The sequence below is a fragment of the Thermotoga petrophila RKU-1 genome (assembly GCF_000016785.1).
In the GTDB taxonomy this organism is placed as follows: Bacteria; Thermotogota; Thermotogae; order Thermotogales; family Thermotogaceae; genus Thermotoga; species Thermotoga petrophila.
The window spans coordinates 306,406-331,782 of record NC_009486.1; the positions used below are offsets into that span (position 1 = coordinate 306,406).

Consider the following 25,377-nt stretch of genomic DNA (forward strand, 5'->3'; position numbering starts at 1 on the left):
AGATGCCGGAATGGTTGAGCGTAATTGTGGATAATCTACCGCTCCTTCTGAAGGGTGCCCTGCGCACCCTTCAGCTTACTTCTCTGGCCGTTCTCATAGGGCTCGCCATAGGGATCTTCGTCGGCATGGGAAGGCTCTCGAAGTACCGGATCATAAGGTACCCGTCTTCTATCTACGTGGAGTTTCTCAGGGGAACACCCCTGATGGTCCAGCTGTTTCTCGTGTACTTTGGACTTCCCGAACTGGGGCTCGAATTCGACAGGTTCACAGCCGCTGTCGTTGCGCTCGGAATAAACAGCGGTGCGTACGTTGCCGAGATCGTGAGGGCGGGGATACAATCCGTTCCAAAAGGACAGTACGAGGCGGCGAGATCTCTCGGTATGTCACACGCACAGGCGATGATCTATGTGATCCTTCCCCAGGCCTTCAGGCACATACTTCCGGCCCTCGGAAACGAGTTCATCGCCCTCGCAAAGGACAGTTCCCTCGCCATGGTGATAGGAACCGTGGAACTCATGAGAAGCGCTCAATACATCGTGAGCAGAACCTTCATGAGTTTCCCCATATACGGTGGTGTTGCGCTGATCTACTTTGCCATAACTTTCTCCGTTTCCAGACTGGTGAAGTTCGTGGAAGGAAGGTTGAAAGTATGACCGTTTTAAAAGTCGAAGATCTTCACAAGTACTTCGGAAAACTCTACGTGCTCAAGGGAATCGACCTCGAGGTGAAAAAGGGTGAAGTGATCTCCATCATCGGCCCGAGCGGCAGCGGAAAGAGCACCTTTCTTCGCTGTATAAACCTGCTCGAGGAGTATCAACAGGGGAAGATCTATTTCAAAGGTGAACTCATCACCCACAGGAACATAAACAGGATAAGGAGTTCCATAGGTATGGTCTTTCAGCAGTTCAACCTGTTTCCGCACCTTTCCGTCCTGAACAACCTCATACTCGCTCCGATGAAGGTGAAGAACATGCCGAAAGATGAAGCTGTAGAAAAAGCGAGAAAGCTCCTGGAAAGGGTGGGTCTCATCGAAAAGATAAACGAAAAGCCCGGAAACCTCTCCGGTGGACAGCAGCAGAGGGTGGCTATAGCGAGGGCCCTCATGATGGACCCGGAGCTCATGCTCTTCGACGAACCCACCTCCGCTCTCGATCCTGAGCTCGTGAAAGAGGTGCTCGACGTCATAAAGGACCTGGCCCAATCGGGTATGACCATGCTGATCGTGACACACGAAATGAGATTCGCCCGTGACGTCTCCGACAGGGTAGTTTTCATGGACGATGGACGAATCGTCGAGATGGGACCTCCCGAGAAGATCTTCTCTAATCCTGAGAACGAGAGGACGCGGGAGTTTCTTGAGCACTTTCTTTCAGTTTGAAGTATTCTTCCAGAACTCTTCTTGCTATCTGGGACGCTACACCGGAACCGTATCCCCCGTGTTCCACCATCACCACGATTGAAACTTCTGGATTTTCCGCGGGAGCAAAACCTATGAACCACGAGTGAGGAGCACCGCTCCCGGTCTCGGCGGTACCCGTTTTCCCAGCCACTCTGTACGGAAAGTCTCCGAACACGTGGTACGCCGTTCCGGGGTCTTCCTCCTCGTTTCCTTTGAAGGACGTCACGTCGACCATGGCGTTCCTGAGAAAGGTCCATATCTTCTCATCGATCTGAACCTGTGTTTCAATCTCCGGTTTCATCACCTTTGAACCGATCTTTTTCACCACGTGTGGTCTGTAGAATATTCCTTCGTTTGCCACAAGTGAAACAAGCTTCAAAAGCTCCAAAGGAGTCACTGTGAGATATCCTTGGCCGATGGACATCAGGATGGTGTCACCAGGATACCAGGGTTCTCCTATCTTGGACATCTTCCACTCGGGGGTTGGAAATGTACCGCTCTTCTCACCTGGAAGGTCTATTCCTGTCTTTTCGAAAATGCCCAACTTCTTCGCAACTTCCGCCATTTTGTCCACACCGATCTTCAGTCCCAGCTGATAGAAGTAGACGTTGCAGGAGACCCTGATCGCCTTTCTAAGATCGGTGAGGCCGTGACCCTCTTCTTTCCAGTCCCTGTACCTCGCCACCACTTCTCCCTTGCTGTTTCTGTAATCGAACACTCCACGGCAGTTGATCTTCTCTTCTGGATCGACTCCGTTCAGCAAAGCAGCTATGGCCCAAAGGACCTTTATGGAAGACCCCGGGCTGTACGCGGACGATATCGCTCTGTTGACCAGAGGAGAAGGTGAATTTCTGGCGAGCCTTTCCCACTCTCTTTTTGTGAAGCCCTCGTAAAAATCCTGGGGATTGTATCCTGGAAACGATGCGAGAACGAGGATTTCTCCTGTTCTGACATCAGAGAGGATCACAGAGCCCGGATTTCCAGTTTTTTCAAGAGATTCCTCGGCAACTTTCTGTATCCTGGTATCGATCGTGAGTGTTACATCTTCGCCGGGCTTTGGAGGGCTTCTAAGAACCTCGGAAGATATCGCGCCGGACGGTTCCACAAAGACCATCTTCACACCGTCTGTACCCGTCAGGAATTCGTCGTACACACTCTCCACACCGTACATTCCCGACCTGTCTGCGTTCACGTAACCAACCACATGCGGTGCGAGCGGCTCGTACTTTCTCCTGTAATCCATGACGACCCGCATTCCAGCCTTCGAAATCACATCCGCTCTCGCTTTGTCGATGACTATGGATTCACCTTTGACAAGTGAGAGAATCTCCTCGGGAGTGAAGAGGCCTGTTTTTTTCAGCTCATCTATGCTGTTCAGCCACGGATCGAGGACGTACACCACTTCATCTTTTGCGAGCACTTTTCCATCACTTGAGATGATCTTTCCCCGTGGAGCGGGAATCTTCACGAGCCTTGTTTGAAGAAGGTCTATGTACTTTTTGTGTTTCTCGTGTTCGAGGATCTGCACCTGGAAAGCTTTCATGATGATCAAGACAAACGATAGGGCCATCAGGATCAGAATCAACCTGTTCTTCACCGCTTCGATCCTCCCAGAATGAACACGATGCCAGTGGCGGCGGAAAGCAAAACCGTCAGCATCCGAATTTCACCGACAAGACAGCCGACAGCCACAAGGACAACAGCGGGGAGCAACACTGAAGAGAAATGCTCCCTCAAGGCGTCAAGGATCAAAAATACGATCAAAACGAAGATATACCAGTATCCTGGAATTGCGAAGAGTCTGATCAAAATCACAATAAACAAAAGAGGAATGTTTCTCCTGCAGAAGGCAAGGCCCAGAAAGGCGGGAAAGAAACTCAAAACGTCTTGGAAGACGTAGTCCCAGAAGATGCTGAGAAAGGCAAGAACATAGATCATTCTACCACCCCGATGACGATCACCCTGTCCGGAACGTCCCGTGTCACGTTCAGCAGAAAGTACTCCTCATCACGTCCCGCTACGGTTCCTATGAACAGGTACTCTTTGAAGGCCACGTTCCATTTTTCGCTTTCGAAGTACACCTTCCAGCCCGTCACGTCTATGTCTTCTATAACAGAGAGTCTGGGAACACGTTCCCCTTTGACGACTCCCACAACGGACTCGCGATCGTTTTCCACCCTCACCTTTTCCACGAAATCCTCAGAAAACACTCTCATAACCTTTGAAATAGGACCTTTTTCCACAACTATCCCAAGGAACCTCTTCTCCAGCGGATCGAGAACGATGGCACCTTCTTCCGCTTCTCCCAGAATGTAGAAAAAACCTTCTCCCTTCCCGGTCACAAAGAAAAGGTTTCCCACGCTCTTGGTTCCCAGATAAACATCACCTGGATAGATCCTGTTTTGAAACCTCAAAATCACTTCCTGAACCGTGGCTCTCAGCTTCAGGAAGGGGAAAGTTATTCTGTAAAAAAAGGGCTGTAGTTTGTCAGACACGTTGAAAGTCTCGTTCAGAAAGAAAACGGTGAGGAAGAGAAGAAAAAGGATCAGTCTTTTCATCACCCGGCACCCTGAAGCTTCTTCAGAATGTTCACCTTGTCCAGAACCATTCCCGCTCCTTTAGCCACAGCGGTGAGCGGCTCTTCGGACCTGATGACACTGATCCCCGTTTCTTTCTGAAGCAGAGTGTCGAGCCCTCTTAGAAGAGACCCGCCGCCGGTGAGGAAAATTCCGCGTTCTATGATGTCGGAAACGAGCTCGGGAGGCGTTTTTTCCAGAGTGGTTCTCACGCTCTCCACTATGGCTACCACCACACTCCTGAGGGCTTCCCTCACCTCTCCTCCTTTCAGAGTGAGTTTTCTGGGCAGTCCAGTGGAAAGGTCTATCCCGGAAACCGTCGTTTCGAGCTCATCGTTTTCTTTGGATGGGAAGACGTTCCCTATCTCTATCTTCACCCGTTCGGCCGTTCTCTCACCGATCGCTACCCGATAGGTCTCCCTCACGTACTGAACTATGGCTTCGTCCATTTCGTCTCCAGCGATACGTATCGACTCCCACGTGACAATGCTTCCAAGGGAGATGACGGCGACCTCCGTCGTTCCTCCACCGATGTCCACCACCATGTTCCCGGAGGGCTCTTCGACGTTGAGATTTGAGCCTATAGCAGCCGCCATGGGCTCTTCTATGAGAAAGACCTTACTGGCACCCGCCTCGAGCCCAGCATCGAGAATGGCTCTCCTTTCCACATCCGTTATTCCTATGGGAACTCCTATAACCACACGAGGTTTGAACAGATTCATTCCGCCCTTGGCTTTGTTTATGAAATACCTGAGCATCACAAGGGCCACGGTGTAGTCCGCTATAACGCCATCCCTCATGGGCCTTATGGCCTTGATCGTGGCGGGAGTTTTTCCTATCATGTTTTTCGCTTCGAGACCGACCTTCAGTATCTCACCTGTGGTCGAATCTATCGCTATCACCGATGGTTCATTCACCACAATGCCTTTCCCTCTGAGAAAAACGAGGGTGTTCGCCGTACCGAGATCTATTCCTATGTCTTTTCTCAACACCGTATTCCTCCTCCCATGGTCACGTTCTCGATAAGGATTATATCATCTGATAGAATCTTTTTAGTAGTGGAGGTGAAAACATTGGAAAGAGTGTACGTGATAGGACACAAAAATCCGGATACCGACAGTGTCTGCTCTGCGATAGGGTACGCGCACTTCAAAAACAATGTGGAAAAGGGAAAAACATTCATTCCAGCTCGAAGTGGTGAACTCACGAACGAGTCTCTCTTCGTACTCAAATATTTTGGAGTAAAGCCTCCCGTTCTCATTGAAACGCTCGAACCTACCGTTGAAGATCTCGAGCTGAAAAACCCCATTTTTGTCTCTCCGAACACTCCGGTTTACGACGTGGCCATGCTCATGGAAAGCAAAGGAATAAAAAACGTTCCGGTGGTTTCAAAGGAGAAAATGATAGGAGTGGTCACTGAAAGCAACATTGCTCGAGTCTACGTGAGGAGATTGAAGATAGAACCATTGGTTATACACCCGGTTCCGTTCGATCAGCTAGTAAGGATACTGAAAGCAGAGGTCGTGTGTGACCACATGAAAGAAAAAATCGTGGCTGGAAAGGTTCACATAGCGGTGGATGCCCTTCATGTGCTCCTGGGAAAGATAGAGATAGGTGACGTGGTGATCGTGGGAGACAACGAACCGGCCCAGATCGCTCTTCTGGAAAAAGGAGCAAAACTCATGATAGTCGTGAACAACGCCCCAGTATCAAACAGGGTGCTTGAAATAGCAAAAGAAAAGAACGCCGCCGTTTTGAGAGTGAAGTTCGACGCGTTCGGCGCCGCAAAGCTCATAAACCTTTCACTCCCCGTGACCCTCGTGATGAGCAAGAAATTCCCCACGGTGACGAAGAAGGACACACTCGAAGAAGTAAAAGAGATCGTCTTCAACTCGAAGATAAGAGCAGCGTTCGTAGAAGACGAGAAAGGGCGGCTTTGTGGTGTTATAACTAGGACGGACCTGCTCAAAGATGTGAGGAAAAAAGTGATCCTCGTGGATCACAACGAGATCACCCAGGCACCGGAAGGAGTCGAGAAAGCGGAAATCCTCGAGATCATAGACCATCACAGGCTCGGTGGACTGAGCACTCTGAATCCCGTTTTCTTCTACAACGAACCCGTCGGAAGCACCTCAACAATAGTTGCAGAGTTCTTCTTGAAAAACGGTGTGAAGATGGAAAGGGAGATAGCCGGAATTCTGCTCTCGGGCATCGTTTCCGATACACTCTTCTTCAAACTCTCCACGACGACAGAGAAAGACAGGAAGATGGCGAATCTCCTGGCTGATGTTGCCAAACTCGATCTGGAAAAATTTGCGAAGAAACTGTTGAAAGAAGGGATGAAGATACCGGAAGACGTCGATCCCGCTGAACTGCTGAAGCGCGACGTGAAAGTCTACGAGATGGAAGAAGAATCCTTCGCCGTTTCTCAGATAATGACGTCGGACTTTTCAACACTTTTGAAAGAAAAGGAACGTTTCACGAACGCACTGAAGACCCTCAAGGGAGAATTCGGTGTCAAACATTTCTTTGTGCTCTTCACGAATCCTGTGGAAGAAGCGAGTCTTCTGATGATGGATGGAGATCAAAAGTTAGTGGAAAAAGCCTTCAACGCGGAAAAGAAGGACGGTCTCTTTCTGTTGAAGGGGGTTATGTCCAGAAAGAAGGACTTCGTTCCCAAGATCGGTGAGGTGCTGAGAAGGGAGAGATGACTTTGGAAAGGTTCTTCGCGTGGCTCGTTGTGGTGTTCTGGGGGATCTCTTTTCTTGCCACCAAAGTGGTAGTTCAGGTTCTGGATCCGTTCTTTGCGGGTTTTCTGAGGTTCATCTTCGCTTTCTTTTTTCTTTTCCTCATATCCGGTGGAAGACCAAAGCTTTTCAATAAAAATATCGTGATGGCTGGCTTTTGGGGAGTGTTCAGCTACTTCGCGTTCGAGAATTCCGCCCTCATGTTCACAGAGCCCACCAACGCAGCGATCATAGTGTCTTCAGCTCCTGTATTCTTTCTCCTTTTCTCGCATCTCGTTCAGAAAAAGAAAACCACTTCGAAGATGTACCTGGGTGTGATCCTGTCCTTTCTCGGGGTGGCCCTCGTCGTTTTGAACGGCAGGTTCGTTCTGAAACTGAATCCCCTCGGAGACCTTCTCGCCTTCGGCGCGGCTCTGTCGTGGGTCTTTTACACTCACCACATAGAAAGTCTCGGGAGTCTCTCCTTCAGAGAAAACGCGGGGATCATGTTCTGGGGCGTTGTGTTCTTCCTTCCTTTCTCAGCCGGAAAGTTCTGGCAGATAAGCGAGATGAACTCAATCGTTGTGATTTCTCTTCTTTATCTGGGACTCGTCTGCTCGGGTCTTGCTTACTTTCTCTGGAACAAAGCCATAGAGAGACTGGGAAGCAGAACGACAACGAACATGATATACTACATACCAGTTGTAACGGCCGTGGCGGAACACCTGCTGAAACTGAAACTTCCCTCCGCTCTTCTTGTGGGAGGAGTTGTGCTTGTGGTGATTGGTCTTTTGATCTTCGAAAGGGAGGTTCATTATGAAACTGAGGATAGCACTCGTGGGATGCGGAAGGATCGGACAGAAGAAACACGTTCCAGCGCTGATTGAAACACGTGATTTGTTCGAAACGGTGGCGGTGTGTGATCTCGTGGAAGAAAGGGCAAATCGCGCCGCCGAACAGTTCGAAAAGTCGGGCTTGAGAAGACCCGAGACAATGACGAACTACAGAGAGCTCCTCAAAAGAGAAGACGTAGACGTGATCTCCATAGCCACCGAGAGCGGAAAACACTACCAGATCACCATGGAGGCGCTCGAAGCTGGAAAACACGTCCTCGTGGAAAAACCCATGGCACTTTCGACGAAGCACATGAACGAGATGGTAGAACTCTCGAAACGAAAGAATCTAAAACTCGGTGTTTTCTTCCAGAACAGATTCAATCCACCCGTTCAGGAAGTGAGGAAAAAACTCGATTCGGGGGCGTTTGGAAAGATCTTCTACGCGTCTGTCGCCGTGAGGTGGAACAGAAACGAGGATTACTACAAACAGGCGAGCTGGAGAGGTACCTGGGAGATGGACGGCGGGGTCCTGATGAACCAGTCCACGCACGCCATAGATCTTCTTCAGTGGTTCCTCGGAGGAGAGATAGAGGAGATCTACGGGCACATAGCGAACACGAATCACCCGTACATAGAGGCGGAAGACGAAGGTTTCGCCATCGTGAAGTTCAAAGGTGGAAAGACGGGCCTGATAGAAGCAACGAGCAACGTGTTTCCGAGAAACCTAGAAGAGACACTCGCTATCTTCGGTGAGAAAGGAACGGTGGTCATCGGCGGACTCGCCGTCAACAGGATCCTCACCTGGAGATTCGAAGGGGAAGAGGGTCATCCGTTCATGAATCTACCGGATCCGGACACGGTGTACGGAGACAGTCACAAGTACGTGTACAGAGATTTCTACGAGGCCGTGACGAACGACAGGAAGCCTTACATCTCTGGAGAAGACGGCAAAAAAGCGGTGGAGATAGTTCTTGGAATATACAGGTCTTTCCTGGAAGGAAGACCGGTGAAGTACCCCTTCGACTTCTCCACAGAAGAGATGAAAGGAGTAAAACTTCGATGAGAAAACGGGCTGTCTATTTCATTCTGCTCTTCAACGCGTTCATATTCGTGATGATGACCTTTTCTGGTGTTTTCTCGACCAGGGATCCTGTTCTTCAGATGCTGCTTTTGTTGAGATACGGAGCGCAGTACGGTCCCAGAGTCGACGCGGGAGACTGGTTCAGGTTGATCACCGCTCTGTTCGTCCACGGAGGAATACTCCACATACTGTTCAATTCATACGCGCTTTACTACTTTGGCCTGATCGTGGAGGATATATACGGAACGGAGAAGTTCCTGGTCGGTTATTTCTTCACCGGAATCGTGGGTAATCTGGCAACGCACGTGTTCTACCACGACACAATCTCCGTCGGGGCTAGTGGTGCCATCTTTGGCCTCATCGGAATACTCTTCGCGGCGGGTTTTCGAAAGGACACACCCTTCTTCATGAAACCTGTGACCGGCATGTCGCTTCTTCCCATCATTCTGATCAACGTTGTGTACGGATTTCTCCCGGGCACGAACATCAACAACGCGGCTCATCTTGGAGGTTTCCTGTCTGGAATGCTTCTTGGATACACGATGAGACCCTTCTCGTGGAAAAGGAGGACCCTCTGGAGGGTCCTCGCGATAGTCGTCGTTTCGCTCGTCGTTCTCTCTTACGTTTTCCTGATTAGACAGATCCCGGAGATCGACGAAGCGATCAGAAGGTTCAAAGCAGGATGATCTTGTCTCTGTTTTCTTTCACGTCTTTTGTGATGTTTTTGGTGTCGAAGACCACGGGCGCGTTCTTCACAACGAAGTCGTAATCAACTCCGTTCTTGTGGGCGGTCGTGATCACCACGATGTCCACGCCTTTCAGGTACTCTTCAGTGAGTTCGACCCGTCGGTGAATCCTGTCTCCTCTCTTCACTTCCGGAACGTAAGGATCGAAGAATTCAACTACCGCTTTCTTCTTTTCGAGGTGGTCCCAGACCTTCAGCGCAGGCGACTCCCTCGTGTCGTCTATATCACCCTTGTACGCGACTCCAAGAAGAAGCACTTTCGAGCCGTTCAAAGGTTTCTTTCTCTCGTTCAGGATGTCCTGAACTCTCATCACCACGTACTCGGGCATGAAGTCGTTTATTTCACCGGCCATCTCCACGAGGTCGAGCCTCACGTCGTACTCCTTCGCTTTGTAAGCGAGGTAGAAGGGATCTATCGGGATGCAGTGCCCTCCCGCACCAGGTCCGGGATAGAAGGGCATGAATCCAAAGGGCTTTGTTGCAGCAGCGTCTATCACTTCCCAGATGTTGATTCCCATTCTTCGCGCGACGATGGCCACTTCGTTTATGAGGGAGATGTTGACCAGTCTGAAGGTGTTCTCGAGCACCTTCGCCATCTCCGCCGCCCTCGGTGAAGAGACGGTGTGAACGGGTGCCTCGAGCACGTTTTCATAGAGGATCTTCGCAAGCTCCGTGCATTTTTCCGTCACACCACCGACTACCTTCGGTGTGTTCTTCGTCTTGTAAATTCTGTTTCCGGGATCCACCCTTTCAGGACTGAAGGCGAGATAGAAATCCTTCCCGACTTTCAGTCCAGTGGATTCCAGGATGGGCAGGACGACCTCCTCGGTGGTTCCCGGGTAGGTGGTGCTCTCCAGCACAACAAGCATTTCTCTGTGGAGGTACTTTGCAATCTCCTTTGCAGTATTTATGACGTAGGTGAGGTCGGGTTCCTTGTACTTCCCGAGCGGTGTTGGAACGCATATCGTGACGACGTCGCAGTTCTTCATCTCAGAAAAATCTGTGGTGGCCCTGAGCATACCTTTTTCCACAAGATCTTTGAGGTCCTCGTCGACCACGTCTCCTATGTAGTTTTCCCCGCGGTTCACCATATCGACCCTCTTCTTTTGGATATCGAACCCTAACACTTTGTATCCCGCTTTTGCTTTTTCAACGGCGAGTGGAAGGCCCACGTACCCGAGGCCGATCACTCCGAGAAGAGCCGTTTTGTTCAGAAGTTTTTCTTTCAACACAGTCTTTTCCTCCCTTCTTCGTAAATCAACTTACCAAGTGATTTTTTATCCGATTTTTCGAAGAATTTCAGCCAGCTTTCTACCTCTTCTTTCCTGGCGTGTGCGATCGTGTACTGAACCACAGATTCTCTGATGCTTTCGAAATCCACTCTGAAGCCCCTGAGTAAGTCCTTCAGAATTTTCTCTTTTTTTCTCAGAACGTCAACCGGTTCCATTTTTCTTCTTTCGAACTCCGTTCCCGGCTTTGGTATGAGCGGGTTGAAACTCATGTGGACCTCCCTGTATCCGAGTCGAACCGCGAGATCTCCGAGTTTCTTGAAGGCTTCAAGATCTTCCTCCGTTTCTTCTTCGAGTCCGTAGATGAAGTACATCTTCACCCTGTCGAAATCCAGCCTCCTTGCCAGTTTCAAGGCGTTTTCTATCTGTTCATCGGTGATGTCCTTTTTAAGGATGTCCCTGATTCGCTGCGATCCCGCCTCTGGGGCGATCGTAAAGGATCTCTGACCGGAGTCTTTGAGGGTCCTGAGCAACCTTTCCGAGAGTCGATCCAGTCTCAGGGAAGAAACCGAGATCTTCAATTGATATTTCTCCACTGTATCGAGAAGATCCTCGAGCCAGGGGTAATCGGTTATGGTGGCGCTTATAAGGCCATATTCTCTGTATGGAGTGTTTCTCACCAGCTCTTCGAACCTTTCAGGTTTCACGAACCTTGCCGGCTTCAGATTCTTTCCAAATATGCAGAAAGCACAGCGCCTTATACATCCCCTTCCCACCTCGACCAGAAGTTTTCCGGGAAAGACACCCAGCGATGGAACAACGCTGGAGTGAGGCAAAAAATCGTTCAGATCGACTCCTGCTGCTATTTCGGTGTGTTCTTTCAGAGAGGGAACCTCCACAGCGGGAATCCTGGAAAGAGAACTCAAAATTTCCTGCTTCGTCTCTCCCGTGAGGGCTTCCGTGAACAGATCCAGGTACTTTTCCAGCTCACCGTAGTAGACGGCATCCGCCACCGGAATGAGGAATTCTTCGTTCAAATAGGTGACCGCCCCACCAGCTATTATGATGGGGTGATAATCTTCTCTTTCTTTCCAGGAAAGAGGAACGTCTTTTTTCTTCAGAATATCGAGAAGGTTTGAAAAGTCGTTCTCAAAGCTCACGGAGAAAAGCCATATGGAGAACTCATCTATCGGTGTCTGCGTTTCAAGGGAGTAGAACTTCTTGAAGGTCTCGTCGTAGAAGAATCTCTCACACCTGATCCTCGGATGGGAGTTGAGGAGCTTCTGGACGTAGTGAAAGGCGAGTCCAGAGGCCGCCACTTCGTAGCCGGAAGGAACAACAAGGGCGACTCGAACGTCGCCCTTTGTCTCCGTTTCTTCGATCTGTTTTTCACTCTCTTTGAATTTCAACACCTTCTCATATTCCAAAAAGTCTTGAGGTCTTCTCGGCCTTCTCAAGGGCTAACCTCCGGAGCTTTTCCCTGGGAACTATCGCTCTGACGAATTCAGCCTCCAGTATCTTTTCGTCACCGCTCATCACGATTCCTCTGAACTTCACCCTGTTTCCCACAACTCCAATCACCCTGACTCCAACAGCGACTCTCGTCCCCGTTGAGACGGCCTTTACGTGTCTTACCAGGCTCTCCACCACAACCGCCGTGTAATCACTGGGGAGATACCTGCTCAAAAGCTCGTACGACACCCTGTGAACTACCCCTATCAAAGCTGAAGTCGCGACGAGATGGAGATCGAGCATCTCGATGTCTTCGTTCCACACCATAGTTTCGTCGAGAGCCACATCTTCGGTGAGTCTTTTTCCTTCAAGGAATTCAAAATCCATCATTCCACCACCTTTTCGAACTCTTCAGACAGAATACTCCTCAGCTCGTCTCCCTCTATCGTTTCTTTCTCCAGCAGTATTTCCACGATGTTGTCCAGCTGTTTTCTGTATTTCCTTATTATCTCCTTCGCCCTCTCGTAGCAGTTCGTCACTATCTTTTTCACTTCTTCGTCGATTTTGCTCGCTACCTCTTCACTGTAGTTTCTGAGCCGTGTGATCTCTTTTCCAAGAAAGACTTCCTGCTCTTCCTTCCCCCAGGCGAGGGGTCCGAGTTCTTCACTCATTCCCAGCTGACAGACCATGTTTCTCGCAATTTCCGTGGCCCTTTCTATGTCGTTTGCTGCTCCGCTCGTCACATCGCCAAAGACCACCTCTTCCGCTGCCCTGCCTCCGAGCAGAGCCGTGAGCTTGTCGAGAAGTTCACTCTTCGTAACGAGGTACTTATCCTCTTCAGGGAGATGAAGCGTGTATCCGAGTGCTTTGTATCCCCTGGGGATTATGGAGATTCTGTGAACGGGTTCCCCGTTTGGAACCACGGTGGATACCACGGCGTGTCCCGCCTCGTGGTACGCTATGATGCGCTTTTCCTTCGGGCTGATCAGCTTCGACTTTCTTGCGGGTCCGGCTATCACCCTGTCTATGGCTTCCTCGAAGTCCTTCATCGTGATTTTGTCTCTACCTTCCCTCGCCGCAAGAAGCGCCGCCTCGTTGACGAGGTTTTCCAGGTCCGCCCCGACGAATCCCGGCGTTCTCTTCGCTATGATCTCCAGATTCACGTCTTCCGCGAGCGGTTTGTTTCTCGTGTGAATCTCGAGTATCTTCTTTCTTCCGAGCATGTCAGGTGGATCGACCACGATTTTCTTGTCGAATCTTCCGGGCCTCAAAAGTGCAGGGTCCAGGATATCGGGCCTGTTTGTGGCCGCCATGACTATGATGCCCTCTTTCGAATCGAATCCATCCATCTCCACGAGGAGCTGGTTCAGGGTCTGTTCCCTCTCATCGTGTCCTCCTCCAAGTCCCGCTCCCCTGTGCCTTCCAACGGCATCGATCTCATCGATGAAGACGATGCAGGGAGCGTGAGCCTTCGCCTGTGCAAACAGATCTCTCACCCTCGCGGCACCGACTCCGACAAAGAGCTCCACAAAGTCAGAACCGCTGATGTGGAAGAACGGTACGTTCGCTTCGCCCGCAACTGCCCTCGCAAGGAGCGTTTTACCGGTACCCGGAGGCCCTACAAGGAGGATCCCTTTGGGCATTCTTGCACCGATCCTGTTGAATTTAGAGGGATCTTTCAGAAATTCAACTACCTCTCTGAGTTCTTCTATAGCCTCATCAGCGCCTCCAACGTCCTTGAAGGTGACCCTCTTGTTCCCAGAGGGTTTGTACATCGTTGCCCTGCTCTTTGTGAAAGTGAACGCCTGATTGTTCCTTCCGGAGAGGCTCCTCATGATGAAGAGCCACACGACAATGAAGAGAATCGTCGGTATGAGAGTGCCGAGGACGTTTATCCAAAAGGAACTGCTTCCGCTTCTCTCTCCAGAGACTTTTATTCCCTTCGAAACCAGTTTTTCTATGAGCTGCGAATCGTTCACAGCCCACGGAGCGTCCACTTCGTAAACTCTGCCGTCTTTGGTGTAAACTCTCAGTACTCCGTCGTCCCTGATCACAACTTCTGAGACCACACTTCTTTCATCTTCGACCATCTGAACAAAACTCGTGTAGCTCAGCTTGGACACAGGTGAGTTTTCGACGTAAAAAAATCTGGCGAGCCAGAAAAGTGTAACTATTATGAGAATCGTGAACAGCAGATTCCAGATGTTAGATCTGTTCAAAATATGTACCTCCTTTCACATAACCGACAGGGTATTCCAGAAGCTCCACAACCACATCTTCTGGCAAAAAGTTTGAGCGGGCGATTCCCGGAACCCAGAGAACACGATCTTCTTCATCGACGAGGAGAGGAACCCTGTCTCTGTAAAAAGTTGGGACTTTCTTCTCGATGAAAACATCCTTCAACTTTCTCTCCCTGCCGTTGACTATTATTCTATCACCTTCTTTTCTGTTTCTGACCCAAAATTTCATATCGTTTCTGTTATTCACCACTCTTATTTTAAACCCTTCCATCTCCAGCATGTCACCTTTCACTTCAACACGGTATTTTTCCCTGAAAACGGTCTTTCCCACAGCCACATAACCGAAAGATCGTTCCACGAAAACTCCGCTCCAGAGCTCTACTCTCTTCGACTTCAAGGCTCCGATCAGTTTTTCGTATTCTGGTACCCTTCCGCACATCTCTTTCAACACCCATCTTGTGACTTCGAGGAAGAAAAAAGGATCTTCAGGCTCAGCGAACACGGCGTAGTCTTTGTAGAAATAGACATTTCTCTCGACAAAATCCTGCACGGTTCTTTCAACGAAATTTCTCAACAAAAGGGTGACAGAAACCAGTCTATAGACGGCATCCTCCACAGTGGGGTTCAATTCTTTCATGAGAGGGACTATTCTGTGTCTGATGAAATTTCTCGTGTATTTGACGTCGTAGTTGGTTTCGTCAACAACGTAAGGAACACCTTTCTCTCTGGCGTACTCTTCTATTTCGCTCCTTTTAAAAACAAGAAAAGGTCTGATGAACTCTTCTCTTTTAGGAGAAATGCAGGCAAGACCAAGGGGGCCTGTTCCTCTTATCAGTCTGTGGACAACCGTTTCCAGAAGGTCGTTTTTGTGATGTGCGAGGGCGATCTTTGTAGCGCCGACCTTCTTTGCCGTTCTCCTCAGAAAATCGTATCTCAACTCTCTTGCGATCTCTTCCAATGTTTTACCCGAATCTTTCCAGAGAGAAGGAACATCCACCTCTGACGTTTCTACAGGTACGTTCCACTGGCGACAGATCCTTTCCACGAACTCCCTGTCCCTTCTGGAAGACTCTCTTATCCTGTGATCGAGGTGAGCCGCTGTGATCTTGATCTTCAAAAGGGGGGAGAATTTTTTCAGAACGTACAGGAGGGTCATCGAATCTATTCCGCCGGAGACAGCAACAAGTACGTGCTCTCCTTCTTCAAGCAGTTTTTCTTCCTTCAAAAAGCTCAGAAATCTTTCTTCAAATTCGTCGGAAATGTTTCACACCCCTCCATTAAAAAGAAATGGAGCCAGCGGTGGGACTCGAACCCACAACCTGCGCATTACGAATGCGCCGCTCTGCCGGTTGAGCTACGCTGGCCTCCCTCTGGTTTCTATTTTACCAGCCGCACAGGAATTTTCAAGACCTCCCGGGTTGTATAATATCCAAAAAGACCGGGAGGGAAGATCATGACGATCGGTATCGTCGGTGTTGGTAACATGGGTTCGATCTTCGCAGAGAAATTTTCGAAGGAGGCCGAAAGGATTCTCCTTGTTGAAAAGGACAGTGAAAAACTCTCCCGATTCGATGCACCTCCATACGAAGTTGCCGATCTGGAAAAAGCTCGTGAGGCAGATCTGATAGTCCTCGCGGTCAAACCTCAGGACGCTCCCGTTGTGCTCGGCACGTTGAAAGGTTTCGACGGAATCCTGCTCTCGATAGTTGCCGGCTTGAAAATCGAAGAGATAAGAAAGTACGGTATTCACAAGGTGGCAAGAATTATGCCGAACGTCGCTGTGAGAGTGGGAGAAGGGGTGCTCGCCACCGCCTTCAGCGCTGATATGAGTTCTGAAGAGAGAGAACTCGTCAAATCACTCCTTGAGAAACTCGGTTTCGTCGTTGAAATAGAGGAAAAGCTCTTTTCAGCCGTCACCGCCCTCACTGGAAGCGGTCCCGCTTTCATCTTCGTCGTGGTGGAGGCGTTCCTCGACGCCGCGCTGAAGATGGGCATCCCACTCGACACGGCGAAAGAACTTGTTTATAGGCTCTTCAGAGGTTCCGCGGAGCTTTTAATAGAGACGGACGAACACCCGGCTCTGTGGAAACACAGGGTGAGCTCTCCGGCCGGAACAACCATAGAAGGACTCATCACAATGGAGAGGTTCGCCGTGAGAAGTGGTGTTATAGAGTCTCTGGTGTCTTCTTACAAAAGGGCACTCGAACTGGAGGAAAAGTGAATGTTTCCAAGAAAGGAATTCCTGAAAAACGGTTCTCTGCTCCTGATAAGAGAAGCCAGCATCTGGGACGCAAAAAGAATTGTGGAGTACATGAAAGAAGTAACATCAGAAACGGATTTTCTGATCACCCGACCGGATGAGGTTTACGATGTTTCCACGGAAAGAAACTACATAAGAATGTACAGAAACAACCCCGGAAAACTCATGATAGTGGGAGAGATCAACCGAGAAATCGTTTCCCTGCTGACCTTCACAGGATTCGGAAGAAAGAGGACGAAGCACGTTGGAGAAATAGGCATAAGTGTGAAAAAGAGATACTGGAACATTGGAATCGGAACCAGAATGATCACAAGCGCCATAGAATGGGCACGCAGGAACGATTTTATAAGGATCCAGCTCGAAGTTCTGAAGTCGAACGAAAGGGCCATAAGTCTCTACAGGAAACTTGGCTTCGAACTCGAGGGAGTAAAGAGAAAGGCCGTCAGAAGGGACGACGGCTCCTTCGAGGATGTGTTCGTTATGGCGCTTCTTCTGGATTAGAAAAGTGTGAACTGTTCCGTTTCTGGAAGGCTTCCGAGAACACCCAGGCTTCTCATCAACTCTATGTGATTTTTGTTGACTTTGGTTCTCTTCATGAGGTCTTCCACCGAAGTGAACGGTTTTTCTTCCCTGGCTCTGACGATCGATTCGGCCACACTGTCACCCAGTCCTGGAAGTTTGTTGAAGGGAATTCTCAGCGAGTTTCCTTCTATGAGAAATTTCTTCGCGTCGGATTTGAAGATGTCGGGTGGTAGGAAGGAAAAACCTCTCAGTATCATTTCCAGAACGACTTCCAGAACGCTCTCTTCGTTTTTCTTCTGAACATCTTTACCGGTCATCGCTTTGAGTTCTCTCAAGCGCCTCTTTATGGCTTCCTTTCCTTTAAGGACGAGAACCGGATCAAACTGATCACCTTTTATCGTGAAGTACGCCGCGTAAAACTGAAGAGGATAGTGAACCTTGAAGTAAGCGATTCTGAAGGCCATACTCACATAAGCCACAGCGTGAGCCTTCGGAAAGAGATATTTGATCCTCTTGCATGATTCGATGAACCACTCTGGAACCTTCAACTTTCTCATTTCACTCTCCATTTCTTCTGTGATACCCTTTCCCTTCCTGACGTTTTCCATGATCTTGAAAGCAAGAGAAGGTTCCATTCCCTTGTGTATGAGGAAGTTCATGATGTCGTCCCTACACGAAATAACATCGGAGAGCTTGGCGTAGCCGAGGTTTATCCAGTCGCGCGCGTTGTTCAACCAGACGTCCGTACCGTGTGACAGTCCTGAGATCCTCACAAGCTCGGCGAAACTCTTCGGTCTCGTCTCAACAAGCATTCCCCTCACAAACTCGGTTCCAAACTCCGGGATTCCGTAAGTTCCCACGTCGCTCTCCAGCTCAACTGGATCCACACCGAGGGGCTTCACAGAACTGAATATGGCGAGCGTGTCGGGGTCATCCATGGGAATCGTCATAGGGTCAATTCCGGTGAGGTCTTTTAGCATCTTGATGAAAGTAGGATCATCGTGACCGAGTGCATCTATCTTCACCAGATCGTCGTGGATCGTTTCGTACGCGAAGTGTGTGGTGAACACTCCCGCGTTTCTATCGTTGGCTGGATACTGTATGGGAGTGAAATCGTAGACTTCTTTGTCTTTCGGTATGATCATGAGTCCTCCTGGGTGCTGGCCCGTTGTTCTCTTCACTCCCGTGATCATGGAAACGAGTCTTTCCATCTCCGCCTTTCTGAGCTTCTTTCCGGTTTTCTCTTCGTAGCTTCTCACGTAACCCACCGCGCTTTTTTCCGCGATGGTGTTTATGGTTCCCGCCCTGTAGACGTGGTCTTTACCGAAGAGTTCTTCCACGAAGCGATGAGCACGTTCCTGATACTCTCCTGAGAAGTTAAGATCTATGTCGGGGACCTTGTCACCTTCAAACCCCATGAACGTTTCAAACGGTATGTCGTGACCGTCTTTTCTGAGAGGAGCACCGCACACTGGGCATTTTTTATCGGGAAGGTCGTAACCCGCTCCGTATCTGTCGTCTTCGACAACCTTGAAGTATTTGCACTCCGGACACCTGTAGTGCGGTGGCAGAGGATTCACCTCGGTTATCCCGAGGAGATTGGCCACAAGTGAAGATCCAACGGATCCTCTGGATCCAACCACGTAACCATCGCTCATAGATTTCTGAACGAGCTCCTGAGCGATGAGATAGAGAACGGCGTATCCATGATTTATGATGGCGTTCAGTTCCCTTTCCACTCGCTTCTGAACGATTTCGGGAAGTGGATCACCGTAGATCTCGTACGCCCTCTTCATGGTGAGGCTTCTCACTATTTCATCGGCGTTCTCTATGATCGGCGGGTGGAGCTTCTTCTCGAGCGGCTGCACTTCCTCGATCATATCGGCTATTCTGTTGGGATTCTCTATCACGACTTCCCTCGCGATCTCTTCATCTTCGAATATCTCCATCGCCTTTTCGAGCATTTCTTCGGTCGTTCTGAGGTAGAGTGCGGGCTGATTCTCGAAGTTTCTGTTTCCCTGAGGTGCCAGAAGTGCAGCTCTGCCCCTGGCATCTTCGGGATCGAGGAAATGAACATCACCGGTCATGACGACGAATTTGTTCAGCTTTTTCGCTATTCTGTAGAGTCTTCGGTACACTTCTTTCAGCCTTTCTCTGTCTAAGTCCTCTTCGTCTTCGGCTATAACGTCGAGCGGCATGACTTCTATGTAGTCGTAGAACTTTGCGATCTCCTCGAGTTCTGAATCACTCGCCCCTTCGAGGGCGGCACGTCCGAGCTCACCGGAGATACACGCGCTTCCCACAAGCAGTCCTTCTCTGTTTTCGATGAGCGCACTTTTGAGGATCCTCGGAACACCGTAGAAGTACTTTATATAGGAATCAGAAACCAGTTTGTAGAGGTTTTTCAATCCCTTTTTGTTCTGAACGAGGATCGTACAGTGGAAGGGTTTCAACGCGGTGTAGTCTATCGTATCCTTCAAATTCTCAATTTCTGAAAGCTTCGTGATCCCGATCTTCTTCATCATCTCAACGAACCTGAGGAAAACCTGAGCGGTGACCCTCGCGTCATCCAGGGCCCTGTGGTGACGGAACGGACCCAATCCGAGCTTTTCCACAACGGAATCCAGAGAGTAGCTTCTCATTTTTAGAAGGGACTTTGCGAGGGCGAGCGTATCTATGTAGGGTCTTTCCCAGTCCAACCCCATCACTTTTTTGATCCACAGCCTCAGAAATCTGTAGTCGAAGTTGGCGTTGTGGGCAACGATGATGGAATTCTCCAGAAAACCGAGGAATTCCGGTAGAACTTCCTCGATGCTTCTCTTGTTTTCCAGCATCTCTTGAGTGATTCCGGTGATCTCCGAACTTCTTCTTGAGATCTCCCTGGAAGGCTTTATGAGAGTGTGGTACTCGTCCACTATCTGGCCGTCCTGTATCTTCACCGCTCCTATCTCGATGATCTCGTCCACCTGAGGGTCGAGGCCCGTTGTCTCGAAGTCGAGGACGACGAATGTGGCATTTTCGAACGATGAATCGTAGGAGAGGTTCCTTATTACGGGCTCCACGTCGCTCACTAAGTACGCTTCGATACCGAAGATGGGCTTTATTCCAGCTTCTTTCGCTGCGTCGTAGAAGTAAGGTATGGCCTGAACGTTCCCATGATCCGTGAGAGCTACCGCGGGGAAGCCCCATTCCTTGGCTCGTTTCACATATTCGTTCACATCCGTTATCGCGTCTTGATCGCTGAACTTAGTGTGGGCGTGGAGCTCCACCCTCTTGACTGGAGAGTTGTCCATCCTTTTCGCTTCGGGAAGTTTTGTGATTCCCTTCACGTAAAGGGTGGGCTCTCCGTTTTCGAGAAGGAGGTCTCCTGTGGCAACGATGACGTCTCCCAACGATATCTTTCCTTCGACCTTTTCAACGTCGTTGAAGACCTTGCAGATCAGAGAATCCTCTCCGTCCGTTAGGTAAATCAGAAGGACCGTTTTTTTCCCCTCGATCTTCTCTATTTTGAAGACCTTGCCCTTCACCGATGTCTTTTTGTTGTACTCAAAGATTTTTGAGGGGGTGAAGACGATCTTTCTGGGTTTCTGTCCAAAGATGTGGTTTTCATCCTCGATCTTCAATTCTTCACCCTTCGGTTCTTCTCTCTTTTCTGGTTGTGGTACTTCCTTTTTCAAAAGATCTTCCGGAGGCTCCACGACCTCAAACATGATCTCCGTTCCGGGAGGCAGTAATTCATCGAGCTGTTTTTTCGTGCTTCTGAGTTTCGAGGCGATCCTGTCCCGTGCGAAATCTCCAAGCACTTTCAGAATCAGTCTGTTTCCTTCGAAAACAACATCCTTTATGTAGGGGACGTTACCGTTGAGAAGAGAAAGTATCTTTCCCTTTAGATCCCCGTTACTTTTTTGAGCGCCGTTCACGATGACTCGAAACCTCGTTTCCTTTTCGAGTAAGCTAACAAGATTCTCTACTTCGGAGGAAAATTTTTCCACAGAAACGAGAACCACACCCGCGTCGGGATCTATCTCTATACTCTCGAATGTTACATCTTTCCATTTCAGATTTTCAATTTTCTCCATGTGTTACCCTCCTTGCTCTGCTCTGAAGGGCGTGGCACCAAGCTATGGCGAGTGCGTCTGCCGCATCGTCGGGCCTGGGAATTTCCGAAAGGTTCAGAAAACGCTTTATGTTCTCCTGAATCTGTTTCTTGCTTGCCCTTCCATACCCCGACAGCGAAACCTTCACTTCGTTCGGTGCGTATTCAAAGACAGGTATGTTTTTTTCCGCGAGAGCGAGAAGAAGTACACCACGTGCCTCCCCCACACCTATGGCAGTGGTAACGTTTTTCACAAAGAACAGCTTTTCCATGGCACACTCGTCTGGAGAGAAACGTTCAAGAACTTTCAAAAACTCTTCGTAGATTCGCTTCAACCTCTTCTCTGCTGGAAGATCTTTGGGAGTCTCTATCGTTCCGTGGAAAACGTGAGAGATCCTGTTTCCGGACACTTCAATGATGCCTATTCCTACAATTCCGTAGCCGGGATCTACCCCAAGGATCCTCAAGGAACCCAACCTCCATTATACTGTTCACATATTTTCGTTTTCTATACTTTGTGTTTAAGAGAAGGGTGTTTTTTCCAAACCGTTACAGAATCAGCATCGCATCACCGAAAGAGAAGAATCTGTATCTTCTTTTCACGGCTTCTCTATAGGCCTCCATGACGAAATCCTTCCCCGCGAACGCTGCAACCAGCATAAGAAGAGTGGAACGAGGAAGGTGAAAGTTGGTAATCAAAGCATCAACGAGTTTGAACTCGAAGGGTGGATATATGAAGAGGTCGGTTTTTCCCACGTATTCTTCCTGCTCGGGAAGTCTGGCGATTGTCTCCAAGGTTCTCACCGTTGTTGTTCCAACCGCTACAATTCTGTTTCCCCTTTCCCTTGTCTCTCTGAGTTTTTTGATCGTCTCTTTTGTAACCTGGTAGAATTCCTCATGCATCTTGTGTTTTTCCACTTCCTCAACCTTCACGGGCCTGAAAGTCCCTATTCCCACGTGCAGAACAACTTCAGCGAATTGAACTCCCTTTTTCTTCAACTTCTCTATGAGTTCTGGTGTGAAGTGAAGCCCCGCGGTCGGTGCAGCGACGGAGCCTTCTTCTTTCGCGTACACGGTTTGATACCTCTCGAGCGGAACTTCGTTTTTTATGTACGGCGGAAGAGGTGTTCTGCCCTTCTCGAAGATCAATCTATCGTCCTGAGGCTGAAACTTCAGAATCCTCGTTCCATCTTCACCCCGACCGAGGCAGACGGCGGACAGATCCTCATCGATTACAAGTTCCGTTCCTTTTTTCACCTTCTGACCCGGTCTCACAAGGCACTTCCAGATACCTTCCTCCAAACGCTCTATCAAAAGAATTTCGATGCTGGCACCCGTTTTTTTCCTCGCGTAGAGGCGGGCTGGTATCACCTTCGACACGTTCAGAACGAGCAGATCGCCGGGTTCAAGATACTCTATTATCTCCCGGAATATGCGGTGTTCTATTCTCTGCGTCTTTCTGTGGAGCACCATGAGTCGGGAAGCGTCCCGTGGTTCCACAGGTTCCTGCGCTATGAGTTCTGATGGAAGTTCATAATCGAACTCTGATACCTTCATTCCTTTCACCTCGCATTCTGGAAATGAAAACACTGACTACCGCCAGAATCACAGAGAGGTAAAAGAACCAGTCTCCGTATCTGACGTAGAACGTTTCGCCTTTTCTCGGTTTGATGTGAAACTCTCCTGCCAGTCTCACCCGCAGAGGAAGAGCATCTACTATTCTACCGTACTCGTCAACGAGACCTGTGATCCCGGTGTTCGCCACCTGAAGGAACTGTCTTCTCGTTTCAACGGCCCTGAACACTCCCTGGACAAAGTGATTCAACAGCGCTGCTTTGTAGTGAAACCACCCATCGTTCGTCACAACGATGAATATTTCGCTTCCGTTTTTCACGAAAGCGCGTGATACCTCCGGAAAGTAACTTTCAAAACAGATCTGAACAGAGAGCGGGGGACTCTCCCCAACGTTGAAGACAGAAAAACCCCGTCCAGGTTCATAGTAGGACAATCCTTTCAGGAAACTGAAAACCCCAAAGACCCTCGGGTACGGCAGTTTTTCCACAAAGGGAAAAAGCTTCACCTTGGAATAGACCTTTCTGAATCTTCCATCTTCCAGAACAAAAACACTGTTCTGGTTGTCCGCGGGAAATCCTATCACGAAGGTGTTCTCCTCCGAGAGCTCTCTCAGCTTCTGAGAATAACGCACATCCTCCAGAAAGAACGCCTCGGGAGTGATCACGATGCTTCCGTGGAAATCCTTCGTCATCGACTCGAGAAGCTCAAGCATCTCTCCACTTGACACAGAATATTTCAGAGAAGTGGGAACATTTGGTTGAAGCGCGACCACCTCGAAAGAACCACGTTCAGGAACGGGAAGAAGGTGTACAACAGAAGAGTTCAACAGATAGACGAAGAAGATCACAGGAAATATGAGAAGACCCTTTCTTCTCTTCAAGAACTCATGGAAGAGGACGTTCAGGGAAACTATCAAAAAAACGAGGCCCAGAGTCCCCGTGATGGAAACGATCTGTATCAATCCGGTGTGGCTGTAAAGCGCTTCTGAGATCCTTCCTCCGGTGAATCCGAGTTCTCCCACACCGCGGAGATACTCGAAGATGGTATAGACGGAGGCAAGGTAAAGAGTCTTCAGAACGATCGATCGCGGTGCAAAGTACGAGAGAAATCCAAACCCAAAAAATGGAACAGCTTCAATGATTCCCATCAGCACAAACACCACGATTCCAAGCCAGGAAGGGTATCTTCCAAAGACAAGGGGCACGTTCTCCGTCAGAGTTGGAAGTACCCAGAAGAAAGATATCAGTACGTGAGTGAAAAAGTAAACGAAAGAAAGAAACCCCCTTTTCCACACTCCCTTGCCTTCCACCGCGTACAGAAGTGGAATCAGAGAAAACCAGATCAAAGCTCCGGAGAGAAATCCCGGCATCGAAAGAGCGGTGAGAAAGCCGGAGAGAACACTGAGAAGAAGGCTAACCAACCCTCTCCACCGCCTCTCTAAGGACCTCCACCACCGTCTTCTGTTCACTTTCTGTGATGCTCGTAAAGAACGGTATGGCGAGCGTTTTCTCAGATTCCCTCTCCGTCACGGGAAGCAGTCCTTTCATGCTGCCGAAGAGTTTTTCGTAGAAGGGTTGAAAGTGGACGGGATAAAAGTAGTTTCTAACCTGGATTCCCTTCTCCTCCATGTACCTCATCACACGGTTTCTATCAGGATCTTCCAGCCTCACGACGTAGACGAACCAGCTCATCTTAGTGACGTAATCTTCCACAACGGGCACCTTTACCCAGGAAAACTCCTTCAACATCTTTGAATATCTCTCCGCCGCTCCTGCGCGTTTTTCTACGATCTCATCGATTCTTTCCATTTGAGAACATCCAAGCGCAGCCGACATCTCGTCGATTCTGTAGTTGTAACCGAAACGCACATGGTGGAGCCATTCGTTCCCCTCACCTCTTCCCTGGTTGCTCATGCTCTTTACAACGGTGTGTATCTTTTCATCGTTCGTCACAACAACACCACCCTCTCCTGTGGTGATCTGTTTGTTCGGGTAAAACGCGAAAGCGCCGGCCACTCCAAAGGTGCCCACCTTTCTTCCTTTGTACTCGGATCCAAGAGCCTCACAGGAGTCTTCCACCACCGCGATGCCGTACCTCTGACAGACGTCGAGAATCCCGTCCCAGTCGAGGGGATGCCCAAAAACATCAACGGCCATGAAGAGACGGGGTTTTCCTTTTATCTCAACGTTTCCCTGTTTGAATCCTTTGAGGCACCTTTTCACCGCCTCCTCCAGTGTTTCTGGAGAAACGTTCAGAGTTCTCTCATCCACATCCACAAAAACAGGGACTGCCCTTTTCATGAGGATTACGTTAACAGAAGCGATGAAGGTGAAGGAAGGCACAAGGATCAGATCTCCCTCGTCGATATCGAGACTCTCCAGGATGAGATGGAGCGCAGCTGTTCCACTGCTCACCGCCCAGCCGAATCTGGCACCCGTGTATTCGGCCACCATCTCTCCAAAACGCTTCGTGTATTCACCGAGACTGAGCCTTCCGCTTTTTAAAACTTCCACTACCCTTTCGATGTCCTGCTCGTTTATATCGGGCCTTGATAACGGAATCATCGATATCACCTCGTCTCAATGATATCAAAAAATCCCCCTCCACCGGAGGGGGAAAGATCACCAAAGGGGGCTGTAT

General features: G+C 49.4%; 22 protein-coding genes and 1 tRNA gene. 8 read left to right on the top strand and 15 right to left on the bottom strand.

The window, feature by feature from the left end; translation table 11 throughout:
• Positions 1–2 precede the first annotated feature (2 nt).
• Positions 3–653: an amino acid ABC transporter permease gene (locus TPET_RS01630; RefSeq protein ID WP_011942990.1), complete on the top strand. Its 651-nt coding sequence runs from the start codon at positions 3–5 to the stop codon at positions 651–653.
• Positions 650–1,378 (top strand): amino acid ABC transporter ATP-binding protein, encoded by a 729-nt coding sequence (locus TPET_RS01635; RefSeq protein WP_011942991.1) that lies wholly within the window; start codon positions 650–652, stop codon positions 1,376–1,378. The genes TPET_RS01630 and TPET_RS01635 overlap by 4 nt, the downstream gene beginning before the upstream one ends.
• Here the strand turns inward: TPET_RS01635 and TPET_RS01640 are convergent.
• The 4 genes from TPET_RS01640 to mreB are packed head-to-tail and all read right to left on the bottom strand — an operon-like array spanning position 1,323 to position 4,967.
• Positions 1,323–2,996: a penicillin-binding transpeptidase domain-containing protein gene (locus TPET_RS01640; protein WP_011942992.1), complete on the bottom strand. Its 1,674-nt coding sequence runs from the start codon at positions 2,994–2,996 to the stop codon at positions 1,323–1,325. The two genes, TPET_RS01635 and TPET_RS01640, sit on opposite strands and share 56 nt — an antisense overlap.
• Positions 2,993–3,337 carry a hypothetical protein gene (locus tag TPET_RS09510; RefSeq protein WP_011942993.1) on the bottom strand — a complete coding sequence of 115 codons (345 nt, stop codon included), beginning with the start codon at positions 3,335–3,337 and terminating at the stop codon, positions 2,993–2,995. The genes TPET_RS01640 and TPET_RS09510 overlap by 4 nt, the downstream gene beginning before the upstream one ends.
• A complete protein-coding gene (locus TPET_RS09515; RefSeq protein WP_011942994.1) occupies positions 3,334–3,957 on the bottom strand; it encodes a hypothetical protein in 624 nt (207 codons plus the stop codon). The genes TPET_RS09510 and TPET_RS09515 overlap by 4 nt, the downstream gene beginning before the upstream one ends.
• Positions 3,957–4,967, bottom strand: a complete 1,011-nt coding sequence (mreB, locus tag TPET_RS01655) for a rod shape-determining protein (RefSeq protein WP_010865154.1) — start codon at positions 4,965–4,967, stop codon at positions 3,957–3,959. The genes TPET_RS09515 and mreB overlap by 1 nt, the downstream gene beginning before the upstream one ends.
• 81 nt (positions 4,968–5,048) lie before the next feature.
• Between mreB and TPET_RS01660 the strand changes: the two genes are divergently transcribed.
• The 4 genes from TPET_RS01660 to TPET_RS01675 are packed head-to-tail and all read left to right on the top strand — an operon-like array spanning position 5,049 to position 9,304.
• Positions 5,049–6,686: a putative manganese-dependent inorganic diphosphatase gene (locus tag TPET_RS01660; protein ID WP_011942995.1), complete on the top strand. Its 1,638-nt coding sequence runs from the start codon at positions 5,049–5,051 to the stop codon at positions 6,684–6,686.
• Complete coding sequence (locus TPET_RS01665; RefSeq protein WP_011942996.1) at positions 6,683–7,588, top strand: DMT family transporter; 906 nt, start codon at positions 6,683–6,685, stop codon at positions 7,586–7,588. The genes TPET_RS01660 and TPET_RS01665 overlap by 4 nt, the downstream gene beginning before the upstream one ends.
• Positions 7,518–8,600: a Gfo/Idh/MocA family protein gene (locus TPET_RS01670; protein WP_011942997.1), complete on the top strand. Its 1,083-nt coding sequence runs from the start codon at positions 7,518–7,520 to the stop codon at positions 8,598–8,600. The genes TPET_RS01665 and TPET_RS01670 overlap by 71 nt, the downstream gene beginning before the upstream one ends.
• A complete protein-coding gene (locus TPET_RS01675; protein WP_011942998.1) occupies positions 8,597–9,304 on the top strand; it encodes a rhomboid family intramembrane serine protease in 708 nt (235 codons plus the stop codon). Before TPET_RS01670 ends, TPET_RS01675 begins: the two co-directional genes overlap by 4 nt.
• Here TPET_RS01675 and TPET_RS01680 read toward each other — a convergent pair.
• From TPET_RS01680 to TPET_RS01705, 6 genes are all read right to left on the bottom strand, one after another.
• Positions 9,291–10,595, bottom strand: a complete 1,305-nt coding sequence (locus TPET_RS01680; protein ID WP_011942999.1) for a nucleotide sugar dehydrogenase — start codon at positions 10,593–10,595, stop codon at positions 9,291–9,293. The genes TPET_RS01675 and TPET_RS01680 overlap by 14 nt on opposite strands.
• A complete protein-coding gene (locus TPET_RS01685; RefSeq protein WP_011943000.1) occupies positions 10,589–12,049 on the bottom strand; it encodes a B12-binding domain-containing radical SAM protein in 1,461 nt (486 codons plus the stop codon). Before TPET_RS01685 ends, TPET_RS01680 begins: the two co-directional genes overlap by 7 nt.
• Positions 12,009–12,434, bottom strand: a complete 426-nt coding sequence (locus tag TPET_RS01690) for a thioesterase family protein (RefSeq protein WP_011943001.1) — start codon at positions 12,432–12,434, stop codon at positions 12,009–12,011. The genes TPET_RS01685 and TPET_RS01690 overlap by 41 nt, the downstream gene beginning before the upstream one ends.
• Positions 12,431–14,263 (bottom strand): ATP-dependent zinc metalloprotease FtsH, encoded by a 1,833-nt coding sequence (ftsH, locus tag TPET_RS01695; protein ID WP_011943002.1) that lies wholly within the window; start codon positions 14,261–14,263, stop codon positions 12,431–12,433. The genes TPET_RS01690 and ftsH overlap by 4 nt, the downstream gene beginning before the upstream one ends.
• Positions 14,250–15,509, bottom strand: a complete 1,260-nt coding sequence (tilS, locus tag TPET_RS01700; protein WP_011943003.1) for a tRNA lysidine(34) synthetase TilS — start codon at positions 15,507–15,509, stop codon at positions 14,250–14,252. The genes ftsH and tilS overlap by 14 nt, the downstream gene beginning before the upstream one ends.
• 63 nt (positions 15,510–15,572) lie before the next feature.
• A tRNA-Thr gene (locus TPET_RS01705) sits at positions 15,573–15,648 on the bottom strand.
• A gap of 89 nt (positions 15,649–15,737) precedes the next feature.
• On the opposite strand from TPET_RS01705, the gene proC reads away from it, so the two are divergent.
• Both proC and TPET_RS01715 read left to right on the top strand, forming a co-directional pair.
• On the top strand, positions 15,738–16,505 hold the full coding sequence (proC, locus tag TPET_RS01710; RefSeq protein ID WP_011943004.1) for a pyrroline-5-carboxylate reductase: 768 nt from the start codon (positions 15,738–15,740) through the stop codon (positions 16,503–16,505).
• Positions 16,506–17,045 carry a GNAT family N-acetyltransferase gene (locus TPET_RS01715; protein WP_011943005.1) on the top strand — a complete coding sequence of 180 codons (540 nt, stop codon included), beginning with the start codon at positions 16,506–16,508 and terminating at the stop codon, positions 17,043–17,045. It begins immediately after the preceding gene.
• On the opposite strand, the gene polC is transcribed toward TPET_RS01715, so the two are convergent.
• From polC to TPET_RS01740, 5 genes are all read right to left on the bottom strand, one after another.
• Entirely contained in the window at positions 17,042–21,145 is a 4,104-nt protein-coding gene (polC, locus tag TPET_RS01720) for a DNA polymerase III subunit alpha (RefSeq protein ID WP_011943006.1), read from the bottom strand. The genes TPET_RS01715 and polC overlap by 4 nt on opposite strands.
• The gene (gene ruvC, locus TPET_RS01725; protein WP_011943007.1) at positions 21,132–21,629 is read right to left on the bottom strand and encodes a crossover junction endodeoxyribonuclease RuvC; all 498 of its coding nucleotides are present in this window, start codon (positions 21,627–21,629) and stop codon (positions 21,132–21,134) included. The genes polC and ruvC overlap by 14 nt, the downstream gene beginning before the upstream one ends.
• Positions 21,630–21,711: 82 nt before the next feature.
• Complete coding sequence (gene queA, locus TPET_RS01730) at positions 21,712–22,719, bottom strand: tRNA preQ1(34) S-adenosylmethionine ribosyltransferase-isomerase QueA (protein WP_011943008.1); 1,008 nt, start codon at positions 22,717–22,719, stop codon at positions 21,712–21,714.
• On the bottom strand, positions 22,694–24,157 hold the full coding sequence (lnt, locus tag TPET_RS01735; RefSeq protein ID WP_011943009.1) for an apolipoprotein N-acyltransferase: 1,464 nt from the start codon (positions 24,155–24,157) through the stop codon (positions 22,694–22,696). The genes queA and lnt overlap by 26 nt, the downstream gene beginning before the upstream one ends.
• Positions 24,150–25,301 (bottom strand): DegT/DnrJ/EryC1/StrS family aminotransferase, encoded by a 1,152-nt coding sequence (locus TPET_RS01740; RefSeq protein ID WP_011943010.1) that lies wholly within the window; start codon positions 25,299–25,301, stop codon positions 24,150–24,152. The genes lnt and TPET_RS01740 overlap by 8 nt, the downstream gene beginning before the upstream one ends.
• Positions 25,302–25,377: the final 76 nt, after the last annotated feature.

What these genes read in the sequence shown, in the direction of transcription:
- TPET_RS01630 (WP_011942990.1), top strand. Translation starts at nt 3, where the DNA reads ATGCCGGAATGGTTGAGCGTAATTGTGGATAATCTACCGCTCCTTCTG.
- TPET_RS01635 (WP_011942991.1), top strand. Translation starts at nt 650, where the DNA reads ATGACCGTTTTAAAAGTCGAAGATCTTCACAAGTACTTCGGAAAACTC.
- TPET_RS09510 (WP_011942993.1), bottom strand. Translation starts at nt 3,337, where the DNA reads ATGATCTATGTTCTTGCCTTTCTCAGCATCTTCTGGGACTACGTCTTC.
- TPET_RS09515 (WP_011942994.1), bottom strand. Translation starts at nt 3,957, where the DNA reads ATGAAAAGACTGATCCTTTTTCTTCTCTTCCTCACCGTTTTCTTTCTG.
- TPET_RS01665 (WP_011942996.1), top strand. Translation starts at nt 6,683, where the DNA reads ATGACTTTGGAAAGGTTCTTCGCGTGGCTCGTTGTGGTGTTCTGGGGG.
- TPET_RS01670 (WP_011942997.1), top strand. Translation starts at nt 7,518, where the DNA reads ATGAAACTGAGGATAGCACTCGTGGGATGCGGAAGGATCGGACAGAAG.
- TPET_RS01675 (WP_011942998.1), top strand. Translation starts at nt 8,597, where the DNA reads ATGAGAAAACGGGCTGTCTATTTCATTCTGCTCTTCAACGCGTTCATA.
- TPET_RS01690 (WP_011943001.1), bottom strand. Translation starts at nt 12,434, where the DNA reads ATGATGGATTTTGAATTCCTTGAAGGAAAAAGACTCACCGAAGATGTG.
- proC (WP_011943004.1), top strand. Translation starts at nt 15,738, where the DNA reads ATGACGATCGGTATCGTCGGTGTTGGTAACATGGGTTCGATCTTCGCA.
- TPET_RS01715 (WP_011943005.1), top strand. Translation starts at nt 16,506, where the DNA reads ATGTTTCCAAGAAAGGAATTCCTGAAAAACGGTTCTCTGCTCCTGATA.
- polC (WP_011943006.1), bottom strand. Translation starts at nt 21,145, where the DNA reads ATGGAGAAAATTGAAAATCTGAAATGGAAAGATGTAACATTCGAGAGT.
- queA (WP_011943008.1), bottom strand. Translation starts at nt 22,719, where the DNA reads ATGAAGGTATCAGAGTTCGATTATGAACTTCCATCAGAACTCATAGCG.
- TPET_RS01740 (WP_011943010.1), bottom strand. Translation starts at nt 25,301, where the DNA reads ATGATTCCGTTATCAAGGCCCGATATAAACGAGCAGGACATCGAAAGG.